The following is a 20776-nucleotide window of genomic DNA, read 5'->3' as shown; positions in this document are numbered from 1 at the left end:
CAGGAAGATGGGGTGAGAGAGCGTGGGCCGGATATGTAGCCCGTTCATCGTCCTTGAGTGCAGCAGGGGGTGCGGTTTCTCCCGGATTTACAACGAACCGACCGCGGAGCAGAGCGCCGAGATCGCCGGGACGAAGACCTGCCCCGCCTGCGGCGCTCCCGTCCGGAGAAGGTTCTTCTGACGACGGGAGCCGTGCGGGGGGAGCGCTACTGGGAGATCGACGTCGCCCGGGGGACCGCCGTCGTGACGATGATCATCTTTCACTCCGCTTTCGACCTCAACTTCTTCGGCGTCCTGCCACTCTCTGTCTCCGGCGGGTTTCTCCGTATGCTCGCCTACCTGACCGCATCGACGTTCATCTTCATCGTCGGGGTCTCCTTTACCATCAGCTACGCCCGGGCCGCCCGGCGCCTCACCCGGCGCGACCTTGCGCTCAAGTATGTCCGGCGCGGCCTCTCGATATTCGGCTACGGTCTCATCATCACCGCCGTCACCTGGCTCTTCCTTCCGTCCACCTACGTCGTCTTCGGCATCCTGCACTTCATCGGGGTTGCAATCCTTCTCGCGCCGCTGTTTGCGCGGCTCAAACCAACGGATCTCATCCTCGCGAGCATCGCCTGCATCCTCGCCGGCTACGCCACAAACGCCGTCCCAGGCCCGTGGCCTCTCCTCTGGCTCGGGATCCACCCGGAATCCTTCGCGAGCCTCGATTACGTGCCGCTCCTCCCCTGGTTCGGCCTCGTCCTCGCCGGCATGGCCTTCGGGGCGCTCTACTACCCGGAAGGGCGGCGGGGATTTGCACTCAGGACGGCGGAACCGGCGTTTGCCCGGCCGTTCTCGCTCCTCGGCCGGCACTCGCTCTTCATCTACTTCCTGCACCAACCCCTCATCCTCCTCCTGATCGCGGTGCTGGCGCCGGGCGCCGTGCCGGTGTTCGGGTAAGGGGCGGAGCGGGCGTATGGGTGCAGCGGGGACCGGGGACTGCCCCGGCGAGCCCTCCTCACCCCAAAAAGAGCGCAACGTCCTCAAAGGCCCGGACGTCAAAGACCCCCCGCTCCGTGACCCGGATATCGGGGATGACGGTCAGGGCGAGGAACGAGAGGTACATGAAGGAGTTTTCGATCGCTCCGAGCCGCCGGGCGTGCTCCTCGAGGGCCGCGAGGCTTCGCGCGACCTCCTCGTAGGGGAGGGCCGACATCAGCCCGGCGCACTCGAGGGGGAGTGCGGTCACCTCGTCCCCAAAGACCACCGCAAGCCCGCCCCCGAGCCGGACCACCTCGCCGACGGCGCGGACGATATCGGTGTCGGCAACCCCGACGGCGACGATGTTGTGAGAGTCGTGGGAGACCGAGCCGGCGATCGCCCCTTCCCGGAGCCCGAAACCGTGGACGAGCCCAACGCCGGAGCCTCCCCCCCGGTAGCGGTCGGTGACGACCGCCTTGAGGATGTCGCGGCTGATATCCGGGACCCCGGCGGCGTCCACCGGGCAGCGCAGGTCACGGGTCACGATCTGACCGGGCACGAGCCCGATCACCCGCGCCTCGCCCCGGCCGGCGACCCGGATCTCACGCGGTTCCGGCACGCGGGCCTGCAGGGGGGCCGCGGGACAGGCTGGCGGGCGGTAGCCGGCGTCGACCGCCTCGACGCCGCGCTTGAACGTCCGCAGGACGCGGAACCGGTCGGGGTCGTCGACGACGCAGAAGTCGGCGAGCCTCCCGGGAGCGAGAGCGCCCCGGTCATGGAGCCCGAACCGGTCGGCGGCGGAGAGCGTCGCCATGCGGAGCGCCAGCTCGATCCGGAGCCCACACGCGACCGCTTTCCTGATGCAGTCGTCGATATGCCCCTTTGTGGCGAGCATGTCGGCGTGCCGGTCGTCGGTTGCAAAACAGCACCGCGGCGCCGTGCAGGCGTCCACGAGCGGCAGGAGAACCTCGAGGTTCTGCTCCGTCGAGCCTTCCCGGATCATGATGTACATCCCCCGGAGGAGTTTCTCCCGTGCCTCCGCAAGCGTCGTGCACTCGTGATCGCTTCCCGCCCCCGCGTAGATGTAGGCGTTTAAGTCCTTCCCGGAGAGGAGCGGCGCGTGGCCATCCACAACCTCAAAGAGGTCCATCTTTGCCCGGAGATCCTCGTCCCCGGCAAGGACGCCGGGGACGTTCATCACCTCGGCAAGCCCGATGACCTCTTCCCGCCCCCGGAACCGGGCGAGGTCGGCGGCGGCAAGCCGGGCGCCGCCCAGGTCGAGAGATGTTGCCGGGACACACGAGGGGAGCATCACCAGGATGTCGAGCGGCGTCCGCGCCCCTTCGGCAAGCATATACTCGATTCCGGGCGCTCCACAGACGTTTGCTATCTCGTGGGGGTCGGCAACCACGGTCGTCGTGCCGTGTCGAAGGACGAGCCGGGCATACTCCGCCGGCGCGAGAAGGGAGCTCTCGATGTGGACGTGGGCGTCGATCAGCCCGGGAACAACGTAGGTCCCCGCGAGGTCGTACTCCCGCTTCCCCTCGTAATCGCCGAGACCGACAACGCAACCGTCCCTGACCGCGAAGTCCGTGCGCTCCCAGGCGCACGCGAACGGGTTGAAGACATCGCCGCCGGAGAAGACGGCGTCCGCCGGCTCAAGCCCTCGCGCCGCGGCAAGTCCCGCCGGGATCAGGGTGCGACCTCCAGGTCGCGGATGACGGATGTCCTCCGCTCGCCGTCGACGAATATGGTCAGGAAGAGCCTGTAAGAACCGGGCTGCAGGTCGACCGGGACCGTGTACTCGTTCTCCCCCCCATCGAGGTTGATGTACCGCGCTTCAGAGAGGACCTCGTGCTGTTCAAGCGCGCCCACCTCCATGATCGTCACCTGGAGCACGGCGTTCTCAACGGGCCTGTCGGTGTTCTCTACGCGGACCTGCAGGGCGTCGCCGCTATAGGTCACCTCCCCAAACGCTGTGGAGAGGCACCCGGCAGCCCCGGTGAGGACGGCAAGGGCAAGTATCAGGAAACCCACATATCTGGACATTCGCCTGGAGAACCGGAGGATCGCATGCCGTGCCCGCGCGGCGCGGGCCGTACAAACCCCCGGTGCTGCAGATTCACCTCCACTCAACTCATTCACCATTTTGGCTGCTATTATTAAAACGTTATGAAAAAAACGGACATTGCATAGGTTCCCAATCCGGCGCCGTTCCGAACAGGAGCCGGGGGCCTGCGGCATCCCGGTCCGGGAGAGACCGCCATCGCCGGCCGGGTGCGGCACCCCGCTCCCGGCGGCCCGGAACGCTCCACAGCCAGGGATTGCCCCGGAAATGAGATGAAACCGGCAATGGGCGGCTCCGCGGGTTATGGAATTATTTAATATAATATATTGAATATAATATGTCTCGAATGGATGAGACCGACGACACATCCCGCCTCCACCGGATATTCCGCGAGCTCCAGGGGAAGGGGCTGATCGGCCGCGAGAGAAGGCTGGTGCAGTGCCCCGTCACGCTCTCCGTGCGAGGCTGCCCGGCGCTCAACTGCATCCGCTACCGGCGGGCCTTCTACGAAACACACCTCTCCGGGGCGAGCAACGACACCCTGCGATTCGTGCTGCTCCACGAAGAAGGACACATCAGGAAAGGCTCCTCTCTCCTCTCCGCCCTCCCGGCCCTTCCCGTCCTCCCGTATCTCATGCTGCTCCACCACCCCGCCAGCGATTCGCTGCTGCCGGAAGTCCTCGCGTCCCTGCAGGCAGGAGGTCTCCCCGTTGTAAGGCTAGCCTCTGCCGCTCTCCTCATCGTGGCCGTCTTCTTCGCCTACCGGACATACCACCGCTGCATGTGCGACGAGGAGTTCGTGGCCGACCGGTATGCCGCAGAAGCGATGAAACGCTGCTACCGGGTCGGGGACCCGGGTGTCCTTCTCCAGAACCTCCTCTCCGGGCTCCGCGCCGGGACATCGGCCGCGCCGGCCCCACACCGCAAGAGATACGGCGGCCTCTCGCGGACGATCCCCCGGTTCCTCCGCTCCGGGCCAGACTACCTGCCGTCCATCGCCGAGCGCGTGCAGAGGATCCGGGCCGGGGAGCCCGCCGACCGCCGCACGGCAACCGGGCTCTCCCCCTGACCGCCCGCGCCCCGGGCACCCCACGAGAACAGCAATCGGCATTTACGGGCCTGATTTTTCCCTCCAGGATTTCCGAATGCGTTAAATGCCGCGTTCTTCTCTCATATCCGCAATACTATAGAAATAGGTTTAATAATGCATATTGCCAAGAGGGTATTGAGGGGTGCTGGATATCACAATTGTAGCGTTCGCCCACCACAAAGGTGGCACGGGAAAGACGACGTCGTGCCTCAACGTTGCGGGCTATCTCCAGAAGAGCGGGAAGAGTGTTCTGGTGGTCGACTGCGACCCGCAGGCCAACGCCACCGCGGGACTTGGGGTCGACCCCGATACCCTCGAACTGAGCATGTATGACCTCTTCATGAGCGCGTTTGAAGGCTTTCCCGACGTCGTGATCAACGATATCATCGTCCCCACGGCATCCGGGATCGATCTCGCCCCCGCAACACTGGACCTCGTGGGGGTTGAACCCTACCTCTACAGCATCGAGGACAGGGCGGGACTGCTCAGGGAGGCGCTCGCCCGGGTGAAGGGCACCTACGACTTCATCCTGATCGATACGCCCCCGAGCATGGGCCAGTTCGTCATCAACGGTCTCATCGCTGCAGACCACACCATCGTCACCCTCGACCCCGGCACCTTCGCCCTGAAAGGCATGGAGGCCCTGTCGACGGTCTTTCGCGACATCAGGGAGATGCTCGGGGAGAACGTCACCGCAGAGTTTGCCATCCTGACCCGCTGGAAGGGTCAGGACGACCGGGCGGCCGGAACGGGCGGCCTTGCCCTCTTCCTGAAGCGGATCTTCTCACCCGGCCCCTCCGCCGAGGAGGAGAAGGAGAGGGAGCGGTTGAAGACGTTTGAGACTGAGGTCAGAAAAGCGTTCAAACAGGTGTTCGTAGTCCCTTACTCACCTGCAATCTACGAGACGCAGCAGAGGGGATTGCCAATCTCCCACTACGCGCCCGAGAGCGACGCCGGAAGGGAATACCGGGCAATAACAGCTGCGCTCCTTGAACTGGACGAAAAGTATGGAAAGGAAGTGTAATGATGATCGATAAACCTGGAAGAAAAGCACTATTCACCGGGCCGGTTGTCCCGGGTACGACAGGACAGGAACGGGGGCCGGTGGTACTGCCCGGGGCGATCGAGGCTGCACTCCGCTCGGGGATCGGCGGCGACGACTCCGCGAGGATCGACCTTGCCGGCGTTCCGGAGGAGTTCCGGCCCCTGGCCGCCTCGATCAATGCGCTGCTCGCGAAGAAGGAGGAGGAGAAGCAGGACCTCCAGAACCGCCTGGAGGCGGCGGGAGCCCTCCGGCAGCGGTCCGAGACGATCATCCAGGAAAACCCGATACCCATCCTTGTCGTCGACCCGCAGTTTCGGATCACGGTCGCAAACGCGGCGTATGCCGAGATGAGCGGGATACCGAAGGGCCAGGTGCTCGGCAGGAGCCTGAGAGACTTCAAGATACTATCGCAGGAGGGTTCGGGCCTCCGGCAGGCGGTTCAGGAGAAGAAGCGGGCGTATGCCGAAGTTGTCGTCGAACTTCCCTCGGGCATCCATACGCTTGAGCAGTACGGTATCCCTCTCCTCGACGAGGAGGGCGCCGTCGAGAGCATTCTCATCGTCTACAACGATATCACCCGGCAGCGGGAGGGTGAGGAAGAGATCCGGAGCCAGATGGAGAATATTGCCGAACTGCAGCGGCAGTCCGATACGATCATCCAGAAGAACCCGATGCCCATGCTGGTCGTCGATACCGCGATGAAGATCCTCACGGCCAACGAGGCATACCTCCGGATGACCGGCATCGACCGGTCGCGTATCGCCTCGATGACGCTACGGGACTTCAAGGTTCTCACCCAGAAAGGAGAGGGTATCGGTAAGGTGCTCACCGAGAAGGTACGGGTTCAGGGCGAAGTGACGGTCGAGTTCCCTGCCGGCACCTATATTCTTGAGCAGTACGGGATCCCGCTCCTCAACGATAAGAACGAACTGACGGGCATCCTGAACGTCTATAACGACGTCACCGAGAAGCGGAAGGAGGAGGAAGAGATCCGGAGGATACAGCATCGCATCGAGACAATGATCAAACAGAACCCGCTTGCGATCGCAACCCTCCGGGCCGATAAGAGCCGGATCGACATCAACGACGAGTATGCCCGGATGTGGCGGGGGACCCGGGAAGAGACCCTCGCAAAGAAACTCTACGACTACGACATCACCATCCTCAACGGCGAGCACTTCTACGCCTGCTATGAGACGAAGAGACTCGCACGGACCGACGTCATGGTCAAGTGGCCCGACGGCGTGAAGAAGTACCTCACCCTGAACGCCATCCCCATCCTCGACGCGAAAGGCGAGATCGAGATGGCCTTCTACGTCTGGAACGACTGGACAGATCTTCAGGAGAAGGAAGAGGAGGTCGAGAAGACCAGGCACCGGGTGGATGCGATGATCAAGCAGAATCCGCTCGCGATCGCGACCCTCCGGGCCGACAAGAGCCGGATCGACATCAACGACGAGTATGCCCGGATGTGGCGGGGGACCCGGGAAGAGACCCTTGCAAAGAAACTCTACGACTATGATATCACCATCCTCAACGGTGAGCACTTCTACGCCTGCTACGAGACGAAGAGACTCGCACGAACCGATGTCATGGTCAAATGGCCCGATGGCGTGAAGAAGTATCTCACCCTGAACGCCATCCCGATCCTCGATGCGAAGGGCGAGATCGAGATGGCCTTCTACGTCTGGAACGACTGGACCGACCAACAGACGAAGATGGAGGAGATCCAGGAACTCCAGGAACGGGCCGACGTAATGATCCAGGAGAACCCGATGCCCATTATCCTCTGGAACCCGGACATGACCCTGCGGATGGTAAACAAGATGTTCCTGAAACTCACGGGGTATGCCGAGGATCAGGCGTCGCGGCTCACCGCTCGCGACTTCAAATACGTCTCCCAGTCGGGGCAGGGGGCTCTGGACGCCGCCCGGACCCGGCAGGCAAACCGCGGCGAGGCCACGCTGGAGTTCCCGACCGGCACTTATACCGTCGAGCGCTACAACATTCCGCTGCTCGACCGTGCGGGCAACGTGAACTCCGTGCTCACCGTCTACAACGACGTCACCGAGCAGCGGGAGAGAGAAGACCAGATCAGGGCCCTGATGGAGACCGCGAAGCGGGAGGGCGAGAAGCTCGCAAAGAGCGCCGAAGGGCTCGGAACCGCCCTCGCCGCGATGGCAAAGGGCGACCTGACGGCGTTTGTGGAGGCGGGGGCGGACGACCCCCTCCAGAAGGTGAAGAACGACTACAACGCCTCGCTGACCGCCATCCGCTCGCTCCTCGCGGAGGTGGCAAGATCGGCCCATCAGGTCGAACTGACCACAAAAGAGGTCAGCAAGAGCTCTGATGAGATCATCCGGGCCACGGAACAGGTCGCCGTCTCGACGCAGCGGTCGTCGGAGGATGCACGGCGCCAGCTTGATAAGATCGAGGAGATCGGGAAGGATATCAACGATCTCTCGGCGTCCATCGAGGAGATCGCAAGCACGTCGCAAGAGGTCATGGAGCATGCCTCGAAGGCGTCGAAGGAGGGCAACGAAGCCGCCTCCCTCGGCGAAGTCGCGACGAAGAAGATGCTCCTCGTCGAGGGGATCTCCAAACAGACTGTGGACGAGATCAGCACCCTCAACAACCAGATGCGGGAGATCAACAACATCGTGAAGTTGATCACCGATATAGCGAACCAGACCAACCTGTTAGCGCTCAACGCAGCGATCGAGGCTGCCCGCGCCGGGGAGCATGGCCGCGGATTCGCCGTGGTCGCCGGCGAGATCAGGAACCTTGCCGGCGAATCCAAGCGGGCGAGCCAGGATATCGAGGACCTGATCCGGACGATCCAGGCGAGCACCGAGAAGACCGCAGGATCCATGAAGGCGTCTCACCAGGAGATCCAGGCAGGCATCGAGAGCGTCAACAAGGTCATCGGGGGCCTGAGCCGGATCGTCAACGGGGTGGAGGTCGTCGCCCACGGCATCACCGAGATCACGAAGGCCACCGAGGACCAGGCCGGCTCCACGAACAACGTCATGCAGAAGATGGACGAGTCCACCCACATGACGAAGGAGAACCTGGACCGCACCGAGGATATGGCGGCGCTTGCGGAGGAGGTCAGCGCATCGACAGAGGAGGTCGGGAGCGCAGCGCACGAACTGGCAGGTATGGCCGAACAGCTCCAGAAGGTCATGAAGCAGTTCAAACTGAACTGAGGGGGAGACGATGGCAGCATCCGTAGACGTTGTGGAGTTCCAGCTCGGGGAGGAGCACTACGCACTCGACATCCAGATAGCGCGGGAGATCGTGGAGATGATGCCGATCACTCCTCTTCCCCGTGCGCCCCGATACCTTGCGGGCATCATCAACCTGCGGGGCGAGATCACGAACATCATCGACCTCAGGGATCTCCTCGGGCTCCCGGGCTCGGAGAGGGTGGAGAACCAGAAGATCGTCGTGCTGATGCCGGACGTGGCGGGCGGGTCGAACGTGGGGATCATCGTCGACGATGTTCACAGTGTCGTCTCGATTCGCGATGAGCAGATCGAGCGCATCAACGACGGTATCACGTCGTCGATCAGCAGCTACGTCAAGGCGATCATCAAGATGGGGAGCGACGGCGGCGGGAAAGCAAAGACCCTCATCATCTGGCTCGACGTCCAGAAAGTGATCGGCGATCTCGGGCACTACCAGAGCGCGCCGTAGGCGATACCCGGCAAGAGGAGATCACCGCATGGATGCATTTGCGTCGCTCCAGAGAAGTATCGAGAAACTGGTCCGGATCAAGTGTTCAAACTACAAGGAGGACTATATCAAGCGGCGCATCCTCTCGCGGATGCGCCTGACGAACACCACGGACTACGAGGCCTACCACAGGTACCTCCTTGCAAACCCGCAGGAGATCGATCTGCTCAGGAGCGCCCTCACCATCAATGTCACGAAGTTCTTCCGGGATCCCGAAGTCTTCGAGGTAGTGCGGCGGGAGGTGCTGCCGGATCTTGCGGGCCGCGGGAGATCGATCCGGATCTGGTGTGCCGGCTGCTCCTCGGGGGAAGAACCCTACTCGATCGCCATCCTTGCACACGAACTGACGGCGTTCCGTCCCGATGTCAGCATAACGGTATACGCGACCGACATCGACGCCGTGGTGCTGCAGAAAGCCATGGCCGGCGTATACGACGCAAAGGCGCTTGAAAATGTGGACGAAAAGAGAATCCGCAAGCACTTCATCAGCCGCGACGACGGCACGTTTGAGGTCCGCCCCCACATCAGGGACCTCGTTAAGTTCCGGCAGCACGACCTGATGTCGGGTATCCCGATCGCCCGGTACCTCGACGCCGTCACCTGCCGCAACGTCACCATCTACTTCACCGAGAAGCAGAAGAACGAGCTTGCACGCCTTTTTCACTCCGCACTCGGCGTTGACGGCTATTATATCATGGGAAAGACGGAGTACCTGGCAAGAGAGGTCGAGCACCTCTTTGTGCCCTACAACGTCGCGCAGAAGATACTGCGCAAGGCCGCATAGCGCCCCGCGGTAGCAGGTGAACGAGAGGCACACCCCGGACACCGCCCCCGATCCTCGCGGGGCAGGCTGGGGAATGCCAGAGAGGAACGTATGGGTACTCACCTGCGGGGGGGAACCCCCCCCGGCCCCTCCCCCGTGGCGATATCCACCACAGTCCACTGCACGGGGAGATCCCGGAGAAGAACGTATGAGTATCCCCCTACGAAGGCGCGGGCGGAGGCGCCGATCGGTCCCGGGCCTTACCAGCGGCGGCCGAAAGAGTCCGTTTCCGTCCTGGTCTCGCCGGGCTTCGACATCCGGCGCATGAAGGCCTTGCGGGCCTGGTGGCGCTTCAACTCCGAGAGCAGCAGGAAGAGGTTTACGCCGACGACGATGAGAGTCAGCATGAGGCTGATCCAGCGCCGGCCGTCGTCCTGGGTTGTGATGCAGATGGCTACAAGGAGCACGACAAACGAGAGCAGATAAAATATCACCCATGTGCGCACCTCAGTGACTTCCATGCTCTCATCTGGACGGTGGCACCGTCTCTGTATTAACCATTCCGTTTTGCAGTACCGGCTGAGCTGGGGAGTTACGTGAAACCGGGACGATCCGGCACCGGTCCGGCGCCCTGCGGCCGTGCACGGGCGGCGCTACGGACTCAAATACGAAGGCCTTTTACCTTGCACATCCCTCTACACCTGTGGATAAAGGCGACGCCCTCAGCATCCTTGCCGCCCTGATCATCGTCTCCGCGATGGCACTGGTCTTCCGTCCGCCCGTAGCGGAGGCCGGGCCGGAGGTCCCGGAGATCCTCGCGCCGGAGAGTTCCCCGACTCCTGCCGCCACGACTCCCCCCATCCCGGCGTCGCCCGCATCCCAACCAGGCCAGGATCTCTTATGCGACCAAAATCCAGGATTACCCTCTCTGGCACCTCCCGGACAACCTGACGTCCCGCGGGGGGTCCGATCCGCCGTGGAAGGAGACCGGCGTCGTCCCGTTCGCGTACGTCGAAGAGGCGAGGGGAGGCATCACCAGGACATTCCACGTGCCGTACGCGATCTGGAGGCTGAACTGCAGCGTCTCTGCAACGGTCAGGCCCGAGGCGGCACACTTCCGGATGGCGCTCGTGGAACGGGAGAGTGGGACCATCGTAGAAGGGGCCGACCTGCGCTACCCGGGCAGTATCGTAAAGAACGTCGAGAGAGGGAACAGGGACTTTTACCTCATCGTCGGCGTGGATGAGATCGACTCCTACCGCATCACGCTTGAGACGCTCCCGGAATTCCTCTGACGTCAGATCTTTTCGACGGTGATCCTGACACGATCTCCGGCCCGCACACCATGCCCCTTCGGGACGTCGATGTTGAACCAGAGCACGTCCGGATTCTCATAACTCTTGTCCTGGGACATGAGGCAGTCTTTCTGATCGTTGATGGTTGCCACAAACTCGACGGGTGCTTCGAACTCGATGATCTTCATGCCATAGGATAAAGCGTTCCAGGATAAAACTATGATGCACGGGGAGTAACGCGCCACGTAGTACTGTTCGAGTAACTCCAGCGCCTGATATCCAGCTCGTCGCAGATCTCCGAGAGGATGGCAAGGTTGATGCCGACCTCTTTTGGGGAGAGGCCCAGATCGGTCGCGATGTACTTTGACTTAAAGTAGGATTTGCCCGCTTTTAGCCCTGATTTGAGGTGGTACAGGATCTTTCGCTGGGTATCGCTATATCTCTCTTTAATACGGTCCTTTGTCGACATCCACTCTTTCCCTCGTGAGCAAGTGCTTTTAGTGCAGAGCAATATATAAATCTGTCCATTTTGGCCCCTGGAATTTCAGGATGAGTATACAACTATTTGTATACAAATGGGCATCACCGTGCTGATCGGTGGAACGGGGAGCTTCTTCTGCTGCCACGGCGCAGGGCGCGGGGCCACCATCCTCACCATTTCACCCGGCACGGGGCCGGAGAACGGCGCCGGGAGCAGCGCCGGTGTCGTTGACGGCCGGTCGCCTCCGGTCGTAATCCCCATCGCGCCGTGCGCGAGCGTGCTCGCGCCGGAATCCTCCCGCAACCGCCGTCATCGGCCCCGCCCGCCCGGGTGACGCCGGGGCCGGATCTGATCCGCTACTTCCGGTTCCTCCGGAGAACGATAAGAAGCCCGGCGACTGCAAGAGCCGCGATAACGCCGGTGAACGAGAGGGGGGCCGACGCCGTCGGGCTGGAGTCCACCTGTGCCGCCTGCAACGGTGTGAACGTCGGCAGCTCGGCCGTGGACGTCTCTGCCGGCGTCACTTCCGTCGTCACCGCATCCGTCGCGACCACGATGGGAGGCCCCGTCTCCACGGCGGTCTCGTTGGCCGTCACGGTGGTCTCGTTGGCCGTCACGGTGGTCGTGTCGTCGGTCGCGTTGCTGGCCGTCACACCAGTCGTGTCGTTGATCGTATCACCGGTCGTGTTGCTGATTATCCCCGCCAGGGTCTCTTCAGGGGTCAGAGTCTCTTCAGGGGTCAGAGTCTCTTCAGGGGTCAGAGTCTCTTCAGGGGTCAGAGTCTCTTCGGGGGTCCCGCCGGGTGTCGGAGGAAGAGTCCAGGTCAGAGGAGTCGCAGGCGCCGCATTCTGGGCAGTCACGGGGAGCACAAAGGCTACCGCCGCCACAAGCAGCACAACCAGGAGTCCTCTCCACATCCATCTATCTCCTGCCATGAGGACACCCATATGATATAACCTTATTTTTATATTTCGGTCTTTTTTAAAACCACGCCGGCGGCAAATCCCCGGCCCTGCACCATGAGGCAGCCGGAGAGTGTTCCGAAACATTGATCCCAAACAAACAGGCCATATCTGGCTTTCATCCCATCCCACCCATAGCGCTCCCTCCATCCCCCGCCCGCGCTTTACACCGGTGGCATACCCATACGCTTCTCCGGCATCCCTCGCCCCACCCGGCCTTCGGCCTCCCCCCCCCTCCCGGGGGCGAGGGGCAATCATGGCGATACCCGGTGGGAAGCCGTGCCCGGGGAGCGGCGCTGACATCGGTTTCCCGGAGGGCGGGGAGAGCAAGCCGGACCCAGTTCCAGGCTCATCCAGGCTCATCCCTGGACCGTGGTGGATCGACCGTGGGGGCCGGGGGGGACCGGGAGGGGTCTTCCCCTCCCCGCCGGTGGGAACTCATACGTTCCTGTCTGGCAACCTCCGCAGGCGGGCTACTCATACGTACCTCTCCGGCACCTCCACCCCGCCCGGCCTTCGGCCCCCGTCCCCGGAGGGGGGCAGCGCGTGGGAATACCCGGGAAAAACCGTCCCCGGGGATGCAAACTCCCGGACAGTGCGAAACACGATCGATGATCTCCTCTGTTGAGAGTGCCGGCAATTGAGAATCGTTGCATCAGGGCGCAGGTCGCGCGAAGAGAAGAGTTACAGTATAACACCTGACAGGGGCCGTGGCCGGCATCGCGGAGGCCCTTCTCGCGCCGGTTCCCCGGAGGCGATCCGGCCGTCTCCCGCACCACCTCGCGAGGCGGGAAAGAAGTAGCGTCAGATTGGTGCTTCACCAATCTTCTGGATCAGGCTCTCGATCACCACGTCGCGCATACCCTCCACGAACTTGATGCTCCCGACGACAAGGTGGCCGCCGCCGCTCACCCCGCCGCCGGTGATCTCGGTGTGGAGTTCGCGCACCATCCTGGGTATGTTCATCATGACGCCCCGGGAGCGCAGGACGGCAAAGTCCGGCCCGAACCCGAGCGTGACGACCGGTTCTCCCGGGTGCTCCCGGACCAGCCGGTCATGCACCTCCCCCGACGTCTTGCCCGGCGGTGGGAACGTGAACCGGTGGGCGAAGATCTCCACGTCGAGCATGAAGAGATGGGCGCCATTCGGGAGCATCCGGCTCTCGACATGGGGCATGATGGCCTCCATCTGCTCCTCGATCGCCTTGTTCGCCTCTTCAACGAGCAGGTCGACGAACTTCTCGTGGCGCTCCGGGTTCCCGCCGAGGTTCAGGATGTCCTTGATGACCTCCCTCCCGTCGCTGAACCTGAGCCAGAACTGCTCGTAGTCGAGCGCCAGCGCGATATCGCGGCAGTCGTCCTCCGAGTACTCAGGTGCGGCGAGAGCGAGATACCGGGCACGCTCCGGCGCCTCGCTCCGGTCGCCGACCCCCGCGATCGCCGGCAGGTGCCGGATCTGGTTCTCGATCGCCGGGTTGACCAGGCGGGCAATCTCGGTTCCCAGCATCCCGGCCGTGATCCCGTAATCGCCGCCCACGTGGTAGGGGTTGACGTGCCCGATCAGGTAGTCGTCCACGATCGCGTCAGGGTGGTGGTGGTCCACGACCAGCACCGGGAGACCATAGATCCGGGTGACCTTCAGCGACGGCATATCCTCCTCGGTCGACCCGTTGTCCATCAGGAGGATCATCGGCATCTTCTGCCCGTAGCGGGCGTTGTCCTTGAGGGCAAAGTCAAGATCCCGCGTGACGTCTTCGATCTCGTAGAACGGCGCCTTGGATGGAGACCGCTTGAAGAGGAAATACTCCGCGTCGAAGTCCCCGCCGCTCTCCCGGAGCAGCGCGGTCACCGCCTGCTCGATCGCGACGGCAGCGCATATCCCGTCCGCATCCGCATGGTGCCGGAGGATGATCGGCCGCGCGGTCAGGACCGCCTTCCTGATCTCCTTCGCCACCCGGCGCATCTGCGGCTTGAGCGCGCGAAGGACATCGCTCTCCACGAGGAACGGGAGATCGACCGGTTCCGCGCGGAGATCGAGCGCCGCTTCGATCCGCTCCCTGACCCGCGCCGCATCCTCCGGTTCCAGGACCGCCATGGACCCGACCTCGATCTGGAGCTGGTTGTTGCGCTGCATCACCTCACCCGTGAGGCCGACGATATCCCCGAGTTCGACCTCCGGGTAGGCACGGACACCCGCCTCGATGAACGCGGCCGCGTTCGCGGTGCCGGACTCATCCACGACCGTGAAGATCGTCGGCCCCGACGTCTGCTTGATCTGGGCGACCTCGCCCTCAATCAGGACCGTCCTGCCGATCTTTTTGCCGATATCGGCAAGGAGCACGCTCGTCGTCTTCTTGGTCACGTTCTGGGTCTGGTAGACCGTCGGCGTGACCTCCTCAAGGTCGATGTTGCCGTTGCTCCGGATCTGGAGGACGTGAACGATGATAGGGTCGCGCTCGCTATGCTGCACCTTCACGTTGCTCTTATGGACGAGCCCTTTGACCCGGTCGTTTAACTGGACGAAGACCCCGAACGGGGCGAATCCCTGCACCCGTCCAAGATAGGTCTTTCCTTCTTCCACCTCGTCGAGATCGCAGTTTGATCCGAGGCGGTAGACAATCGTATCTTCTGTATCAGTCATGGTAGTTCACCTGGTTATTCTTCGGGCACCCCGACGGCATACCCCGCAAGTTCATGCAACCGGCACTCACCGTCACGTCTGCCCTTTGCAATGATAATGTCACCGTTTTCCAGCCGGACCCCCTTCCCCGGCCGATAGACCCACCGGTCGCCGTGCTTGATGGCGAGGACAACCATCCCCGTCACCGTCCCAAGCGACGCCTCCTTGAGAGTCCTCCCCACAAGCGGCGACGATTCCGCCACGGGCATCCGGGTGATGATCTCGTCCGACTCCCGGACGATCTTCTTAAAGACTGGCGGGATCTCGATGTCGCGCAGGAGGACGTCGGCGATGGAGTGGGCGGAGTCGCTGATCGCCTGTGTAAACGCGGACATGTACAGGAGCCCCCGGAGATAGCGCACATCATCGATCTTTCGTGCCGCTTCAAGGATCCAGAGGTCCAGGTCGTAGCGCATATCATCAAGCGTCGAATCGAGGGCGACCACCTCGTGCGCCACCTCCTTGTTGTTGAAGAGCAGCGAAGTGTACGCGAGCCCTACGGAGAGCTCCGAGAGGTTCTTCATCTCGATGATCAGCCCGACCGCCCGGTCGAGGTCGTCGACCTCGCCGGCCGGCGGGGGTTCGACCCGGGGACGCTCCGCCGTCCCCGCCATCAGGGAGAGGATATCCGCCCCGGCCTCCGGACCCCGGGATATCAGGATATCCCCTATCTCCACCCGGGTGGTCTTGTCGGGATCGTAGATCCAGCCCTTTCCGCGCCGGATGGCGATCACCTGCATGCCCGTCGTGCTCTGGACTTTGAGGGCGCCGAGCGTGCGGCCGGCAAGTTCGCTGCTCTGGCTGACGATCACCCGCGTGACGATCTCTTCAGCCTCGGGAAAGACGCGCTTGAGTTTTGCCGGGAACCGGACGTCTTTCAGGATGAGTTTGGCTATGTCTGACGCCGAGTTTGCAATCCTCTCCGCCGCCTCGGCCACCTGGAGCATGCCGCTCATCGCCTCAGCCTCCTCGAGGCGTCTCGCGCCGAGAACACTCTGGATCCTGGCCTGATAGACCAGTTTGTTCATGCTCTCCTCGAGATTGATCACTTCGAGGGCTATCTCTTTACTGTCAAAGAGTATCGCAGAGTACGAGAGATCAACCATCAGCTCAGAGATGTCCTTCATCTCGATCAGGACGTCTTTGAAGCTGATCGGCTGGTATTCACGTTCCATCATGGGTCTGTCAACCGTTCTTCTCATATATCCTTTCACTACAACAGCAGGTTTATCACTGATACAAGCGTGGCTGCACCGATCAGGTCAATCAGGCTTGTGATGACAGGGATGCCGAAGTTGTCGGGATCGAGGCCGTACCGGAATGAAAGGCTCGCGGTGGCGTATGCCGCGCCGTTCACCAGGGTCATGACGATCAGACCCGCGACGAGGCTGATAGTGACCAGTATTCCAAGGCCGGGGCTGTTTAGCCCCATAAGCACCGCCGCACCGTGCGCTATGAGCGCCAGCAGTGGAAGCAGTATCAACGTATAGAGATAGGAAATGATAAAATGATGCACGACGCCGCGCCCGGGGAGGGGTGAGGGGGCAAGTTCGCCGGTGTGCATCCCGGTCGAGAGGCGCGACCCGAGAATACCGCCTATCGAACCGAGGCCGCCCATAAACGGCGGTATCAGGATGAGAAACGCCGCAAACGTCACCAGATCGTCAAGGTTGAGCGAATAGGTCAGCCCGGCCAGCGTACCGAGGACGCTGAGCGGGATGAGGAGGAAGAGGTTCTCCCGGACGATCGTCCCGATCCCTGCCGGCCGGCGCCGGGTGTAGAGCATGGCGGCGCCGGCCGCGGCGATCACGGCAGCCCCGAGCGCCAGGCGCGCCCAGGGAGGGAGCTGCACGACGAAGACCGCGGAGAGCACGAGGATCGGGAGCGTGACGACGTCCCCAGATGTGGTGACGGTCGGGGCGGCGATCATGTCGAGGTCGAGGCCGTAACGGTAGCTCGCAAGCGCAATGACCACGGTGATCCCCATCACCACGAGCCCCGAGACGATCCCGCTCGTGACCGAGATCAGCACGAGGTCGGTGATGCTCACCGTCGGGAGGCCGGACAGGAGGCTTGCCGCGTAGGCGAAGATGCCAAGGATGAATGCTATGAGGACGGTTATGATAAACGAGGCCCGAATGTTGTCGCCGAGGACGGATCCCTCCTCAAAGTCGATGGAGAAGACCCCAAGGTGCATCGACGACGAGAGACGGGATGCGAGGACCCCGGCGATGTTGCCCCGCATATCGATGATCGACGGCAGGAGCACCATCAGGCCGGGTATCAGCGCGAGGACTTCACGGGCGGAGCCGAGGTAGATGCCCGCAACGCTCGACGCGGCGGCGCTGACGAGCAGGGCACCAAGACCGGTCAGGACCAGACGGCGGCGGCTCTGGCTGCATAGACCCTGCTCCATCACCATCACCGTCCATTGTCATCAACTCCGAAAAGGGATCTCCAGCACCGCAAGATCGGCCGGGAGGATCACGTCTCCCTCATATTGTCGCTTTGCATCGCGTATATGGTTTGCTGTACTCGCATAGCGGGAACTGATGTGTACCAGGGCAAGCATGCGGGCGCCTAAAGCCGCCGCCGCTTCACCGGCCTCGCCGGCGGTGGAGTGCAGGACCTCCCGGGCGCGGTCGCTTTCCTGGTCATCGAACGTGGCGTCGTGGATCAGGAGGTCAGCGTCCCGGACCATCGCGGCGACCCCGGGCTGGTCCTGGATGGGCCGCGTGTCTCCGGTGTAGACGACCTTCCTCCCCGGGCGCGGTTCACCCAGCACGTCGCCGGGCCGGACCTCGGTCTCGACACCGCCGCGGACGACGCGGATCGTCTCCCCGCGCTGGAGCCGCCCGAAGAGCGGGCCCGGCGGGACGCCGAGGGCGATCGCCCGCTCGCGGTTAAACCTCCCGGGCCGCTCGTCCTCCTCCAGAACGTAGCCGAGCCCGGGAATGCCATGGAGTGTCGCAAACGCCCTGACGGTGTAGCCGTCGAAGGGCACGACCGAACCGTGCTCAAGGACATGACCGGTGACGGAGTAACCCCGGGTATGGCCACTGATCTTCTGCACGAGGTCGACAAATTCGCTGACCCAGGGCGGGCCGTAGATCGGGAGCGGGTCGGTCCGCCCCATGAACCCGAGCGTCTCAACGAGCCCGAAGACGCCGAGGAAGTGGTCGGCGTGCCAGTGGGTGACGAAGACGGCGTCCACGGTAAACCCGGTCCGCGCACGCATCATCTGCTGCTGGGCGCCCTCCCCGCAGTCGAAGAGCAGGGTATCGGAGCCCCGCCTGATGAGGAGCGAGGAGGGGTTCCTTTGCGGCGACGGGAGCGCTCCCGCCGTGCCGAGGAAGTGGACGTGCAGGGTCTCGCCGGCTATACAAACCACTTCCTGAAGGTTGCAAGGCTCCGTTTGGCCTCCTCAAGCGTCCGGCCCTCGATCACGGCCGGGCCGGAGTAGTCCCGGGCGATAGCGCGCCCGACCTTCTCCCAGACGATCGTCCCGTCGCCGAGCGCGAGGTGCTCGTCAGACTGCCCGTGGTTGTCGTGGATGTGGAGATGATTGACCTTGCCGACATGCGCAAGGAACGCGTTGACCAGGCCGTTGGTATTCGCGTGCCCGACGTCGAGCGTGACTCCTATCCCGGGGATTCCCTCCGTGAGGCCGAGGATCTCCTCAGGGTAGCGGCAGAGGAAGTCTTTAATGCTGATCATGTTCTCGACGCACGCAAGCACGCCGTGGTCCTCTGCATATTTCCCGATCTCGACGAGTGCGGTCTTCTGCATCTCCCAGACCTTCTCGGGGACGAGTTTTCCTACGGGGGAGACAAACCCGGGGTGGATCGTCACCCGATCAGTCAGGTCGGCCGCATGAAGGATGCAGCAGCAGGTCTGGCGGATGGATTCACGCCAGATGGGGTAGTTCAGCGACGCGAGGTTTAAGTCGCTGTAGGGGGCGTGAACGGTCACGAGAAGGCCGGTACTCGCGAGGTTCTCCTGGATGGCGGCAAAGTTCCCGGGGTTGTCCAGGCGGTACTTCCCGTCGGCGACGATCTCCCACCCGGCGTACCCGATCTCCTCAAGGCCGAAGATCCAGTCGCGTGACTCCCAGACTTTCGATGAGGAGGAGAAGTACGGGGTAAGGCTCATGGCAGCCCTCCCAGGCGGCAAAGCAGGCCCCGGACCTCGGCAGCAAACTCTTCCAGCGTGCCCTCGTTCGTGATCCGGTAGTCCGCCTGCGCGAGAGCCCGCAGAAGCCCCCACCCGAGTTCCCGCTCGTCACGGGCCCGGAGTTCTCCGGCGGTGAGGGAGTCGTCCGACCGGCCCCGGTTCGCAAGCCTCCGATAGCGCGTCTCAAACGACGAGGCGATCGCAATAAGCGTGAAGTCGGGGAAGTGCCTCCGGAACGTCGCCACCTCGTAGTCTCCCCTGATGCCGTCCACGAGGACCACCGGGGCGGCCGTTGCCTCGATGACCGGGATGGTGATCCGGGCGACGGCGTCCATACCAAGGTCCGCGCGCAACTTCCCCGAGATTGCGCCGAGGTTCGCATCCGTCAGGGGAAGCCCGGCCTCCTTCACCTTCTCCCGTATCGCGTCTCCCATGACCACGACCGGGATCCCGAGGTCCCGGGCGATCCTCGACACCTCTCCCTTCCCGCTTGCCGGCATACCGACGATTCCAATGACCTTCATCAGGGATTCTCCGTCTTATTGTGCTATATCGAGAACAGCCGTGCCGGTGATCCGGACTCCTGACGCCGATGGTGCAGGTTGTGGCGGCCGCCACAAATATCTCCATGAATCTTGCGTTCCCGACGATATTATGCTTAACGTTACGGGGAGGGGCCCTGTCCGGGGTCGTACCCGACCTCACCGTCCTCCCTTGTCCGTATCCGGACCTTCCGCCCGAGCGGCGCTGCCGCCGCTTCGAGTTCCTGCCGGGTCAGGGGGACAAACCCCTCTGCCACCCCCTGCTGGAGGACGAGGGCGAGCCCGCAGGCAGCCTCTGCGATTGCCGGGAGATCGCCCTCGCGGCCCCGGAAGAGGGTGACCACGATCTCACAGGTTCCGAGGCTGCCGTCGGCCTTCGCCCGCCTGCAGGCGGCGAGCGACCGCTTCACCCCGTCGACGGCAGCCACGCCCAGGAGGTCGTCGTAGTGCTCCCACGTGGTCTTGACGTCGAGGGCGATCATGTCCACCAGGCGCTCGCGGAGGAGTTCCTCGATCACCCGGGGGAACATGCCGTTCGTGTGCAGGCCGACGGAGAGCCCCATCCCGCAGGCGGCGGCGGCAAGGCGGATGAGCGCCGGCCCCTGCAGGGTCGGCTCCCCGCCGGAGAAGACGACGGCGCCGGCAACCGGGCGGGAACCCCGGATCATCGCGACGATCTCATCCAGGGGGCGAAGGTCCTCTCCGTTCTGGAGGGCGGCGTTATGGCAGTAGAAGCAGCGGGCGGGGCACCCGCGGAGGAAGACGGTGCAGGCCGCCCGTCCCCGCCAGTCGACGGTGCTGATGGGGACAAAACCCCCGAAATTGACGTACAAAGCAGTTCACCGGACGGTATACTGGTGCTCCTCGATCGCTTGTAAGCCTTGGCTTTCCGGCTACGAAACCGGGCCTGAATAAGAGTAAGTCAATCTTACTTGATGAGAAAACAACCATATCTTAGCCCAAATCCTAAAAACAAG

At 63.1% G+C, this 20776-nt stretch carries 22 protein-coding genes; 9 read left to right on the top strand and 13 right to left on the bottom strand.

The annotated features are described in order from the left end of the window. Nucleotides 1-22: 22 nt before the first annotated feature. Both QZ408_RS10855 and QZ408_RS10850 read left to right on the top strand, forming a co-directional pair. Complete coding sequence (locus QZ408_RS10855) at nt 23-181, top strand: hypothetical protein (protein WP_292491494.1); 159 nt, start codon at nt 23-25, stop codon at nt 179-181. A gap of 11 nt (nt 182-192) precedes the next feature. Further along, nucleotides 193-942 (top strand): heparan-alpha-glucosaminide N-acetyltransferase, encoded by a 750-nt coding sequence (locus QZ408_RS10850; protein ID WP_292491492.1) that lies wholly within the window; start codon nt 193-195, stop codon nt 940-942. 58 nt (nt 943-1000) lie between these two features. Here the strand turns inward: QZ408_RS10850 and ade are convergent, their stop codons facing one another. Beyond that, on the bottom strand, nt 1001-2656 hold the full coding sequence (gene ade, locus QZ408_RS10845; RefSeq protein ID WP_292491555.1) for an adenine deaminase: 1656 nt from the start codon (nt 2654-2656) through the stop codon (nt 1001-1003). Beyond that, complete coding sequence (locus tag QZ408_RS10840) at nt 2656-3012, bottom strand: hypothetical protein (protein WP_292491490.1); 357 nt, start codon at nt 3010-3012, stop codon at nt 2656-2658. The genes ade and QZ408_RS10840 overlap by 1 nt, the downstream gene beginning before the upstream one ends. Nucleotides 3013-3377: 365 nt before the next feature. On the opposite strand from QZ408_RS10840, the gene QZ408_RS10835 reads away from it, so the two are divergent. From QZ408_RS10835 to QZ408_RS10815, 5 genes are all read left to right on the top strand, one after another. After that, nucleotides 3378-4100, top strand: coding sequence for a M48 family metalloprotease (locus tag QZ408_RS10835; RefSeq protein WP_292491489.1), 723 nt, complete (start codon nt 3378-3380; stop codon nt 4098-4100). 163 nt (nt 4101-4263) lie between these two features. Beyond that, nucleotides 4264-5145, top strand: a complete 882-nt coding sequence (locus QZ408_RS10830; protein WP_292491487.1) for an AAA family ATPase — start codon at nt 4264-4266, stop codon at nt 5143-5145. Then, nucleotides 5145-8375, top strand: a complete 3231-nt coding sequence (locus QZ408_RS10825; protein ID WP_292491485.1) for a methyl-accepting chemotaxis protein — start codon at nt 5145-5147, stop codon at nt 8373-8375. Before QZ408_RS10830 ends, QZ408_RS10825 begins: the two co-directional genes overlap by 1 nt. Nucleotides 8376-8385: 10 nt before the next feature. Next, nucleotides 8386-8865 carry a chemotaxis protein CheW gene (locus QZ408_RS10820; RefSeq protein ID WP_292491482.1) on the top strand — a complete coding sequence of 160 codons (480 nt, stop codon included), beginning with the start codon at nt 8386-8388 and terminating at the stop codon, nt 8863-8865. Nucleotides 8866-8893: 28 nt separating this feature from the next. Next, complete coding sequence (locus QZ408_RS10815) at nt 8894-9688, top strand: protein-glutamate O-methyltransferase CheR (RefSeq protein WP_292491481.1); 795 nt, start codon at nt 8894-8896, stop codon at nt 9686-9688. A 239-nt stretch (nt 9689-9927) separates the two neighbouring features. Here QZ408_RS10815 and QZ408_RS10810 read toward each other — a convergent pair whose 3' ends face one another. Further along, nucleotides 9928-10188, bottom strand: coding sequence for a hypothetical protein (locus QZ408_RS10810; RefSeq protein ID WP_292491480.1), 261 nt, complete (start codon nt 10186-10188; stop codon nt 9928-9930). Between the two features lie 528 nt (nt 10189-10716). Between QZ408_RS10810 and QZ408_RS10805 the strand changes: the two genes are divergently transcribed. Continuing rightward, complete coding sequence (locus QZ408_RS10805) at nt 10717-10962, top strand: hypothetical protein (protein WP_292491479.1); 246 nt, start codon at nt 10717-10719, stop codon at nt 10960-10962. 2 nt (nt 10963-10964) lie between these two features. Here QZ408_RS10805 and QZ408_RS10800 read toward each other — a convergent pair whose 3' ends face one another. Further along, nucleotides 10965-11150, bottom strand: coding sequence for a hypothetical protein (locus QZ408_RS10800; protein WP_292491478.1), 186 nt, complete (start codon nt 11148-11150; stop codon nt 10965-10967). A gap of 29 nt (nt 11151-11179) precedes the next feature. Then, entirely contained in the window at nt 11180-11431 is a 252-nt protein-coding gene (locus QZ408_RS10795; protein WP_214077252.1) for a hypothetical protein, read from the bottom strand. Nucleotides 11432-11537: 106 nt separating this feature from the next. On the opposite strand from QZ408_RS10795, the gene QZ408_RS10790 reads away from it, so the two are divergent. Then, a complete protein-coding gene (locus QZ408_RS10790) occupies nt 11538-11777 on the top strand; it encodes a hypothetical protein (RefSeq protein WP_292491477.1) in 240 nt (79 codons plus the stop codon). A 22-nt stretch (nt 11778-11799) separates the two neighbouring features. On the opposite strand, the gene QZ408_RS10785 is transcribed toward QZ408_RS10790, so the two are convergent. The 8 genes from QZ408_RS10785 to QZ408_RS10750 all read right to left on the bottom strand — a co-directional run bounded on the left by QZ408_RS10785 (nt 11800) and on the right by QZ408_RS10750 (nt 20632). Then, nucleotides 11800-12378: a hypothetical protein gene (locus QZ408_RS10785; RefSeq protein ID WP_292491476.1), complete on the bottom strand. Its 579-nt coding sequence runs from the start codon at nt 12376-12378 to the stop codon at nt 11800-11802. Between the two features lie 831 nt (nt 12379-13209). Continuing rightward, a complete protein-coding gene (locus tag QZ408_RS10780; protein ID WP_292491475.1) occupies nt 13210-15045 on the bottom strand; it encodes a DHH family phosphoesterase in 1836 nt (611 codons plus the stop codon). 14 nt (nt 15046-15059) lie between these two features. Then, nucleotides 15060-16262: a potassium channel family protein gene (locus QZ408_RS10775; RefSeq protein WP_292491473.1), complete on the bottom strand. Its 1203-nt coding sequence runs from the start codon at nt 16260-16262 to the stop codon at nt 15060-15062. A gap of 35 nt (nt 16263-16297) precedes the next feature. Next, nucleotides 16298-17500, bottom strand: a complete 1203-nt coding sequence (locus tag QZ408_RS10770) for a magnesium transporter (RefSeq protein ID WP_292491471.1) — start codon at nt 17498-17500, stop codon at nt 16298-16300. A gap of 21 nt (nt 17501-17521) precedes the next feature. Further along, complete coding sequence (gene rnz, locus QZ408_RS10765) at nt 17522-18475, bottom strand: ribonuclease Z (protein WP_292491469.1); 954 nt, start codon at nt 18473-18475, stop codon at nt 17522-17524. After that, entirely contained in the window at nt 18463-19236 is a 774-nt protein-coding gene (locus tag QZ408_RS10760) for a sugar phosphate isomerase/epimerase family protein (RefSeq protein WP_292491468.1), read from the bottom strand. The genes rnz and QZ408_RS10760 overlap by 13 nt, the downstream gene beginning before the upstream one ends. After that, nucleotides 19233-19781 (bottom strand): dephospho-CoA kinase, encoded by a 549-nt coding sequence (locus tag QZ408_RS10755; protein WP_292491467.1) that lies wholly within the window; start codon nt 19779-19781, stop codon nt 19233-19235. The genes QZ408_RS10760 and QZ408_RS10755 overlap by 4 nt, the downstream gene beginning before the upstream one ends. A 140-nt stretch (nt 19782-19921) precedes the next feature. Then, nucleotides 19922-20632 carry an anaerobic ribonucleoside-triphosphate reductase activating protein gene (locus QZ408_RS10750; protein WP_292491465.1) on the bottom strand — a complete coding sequence of 237 codons (711 nt, stop codon included), beginning with the start codon at nt 20630-20632 and terminating at the stop codon, nt 19922-19924. Between the last annotated feature and the right edge of the window lie 144 nt (nt 20633-20776).

This window comes from Methanoculleus sp. 10 (genome assembly GCF_913757945.1).
Classification (GTDB): domain Archaea; phylum Halobacteriota; class Methanomicrobia; order Methanomicrobiales; family Methanoculleaceae; genus Methanoculleus.
The sequence above is the reverse complement of the archived record's forward strand: the minus strand, read 5'-3'. Positions and strand labels throughout refer to the sequence as shown.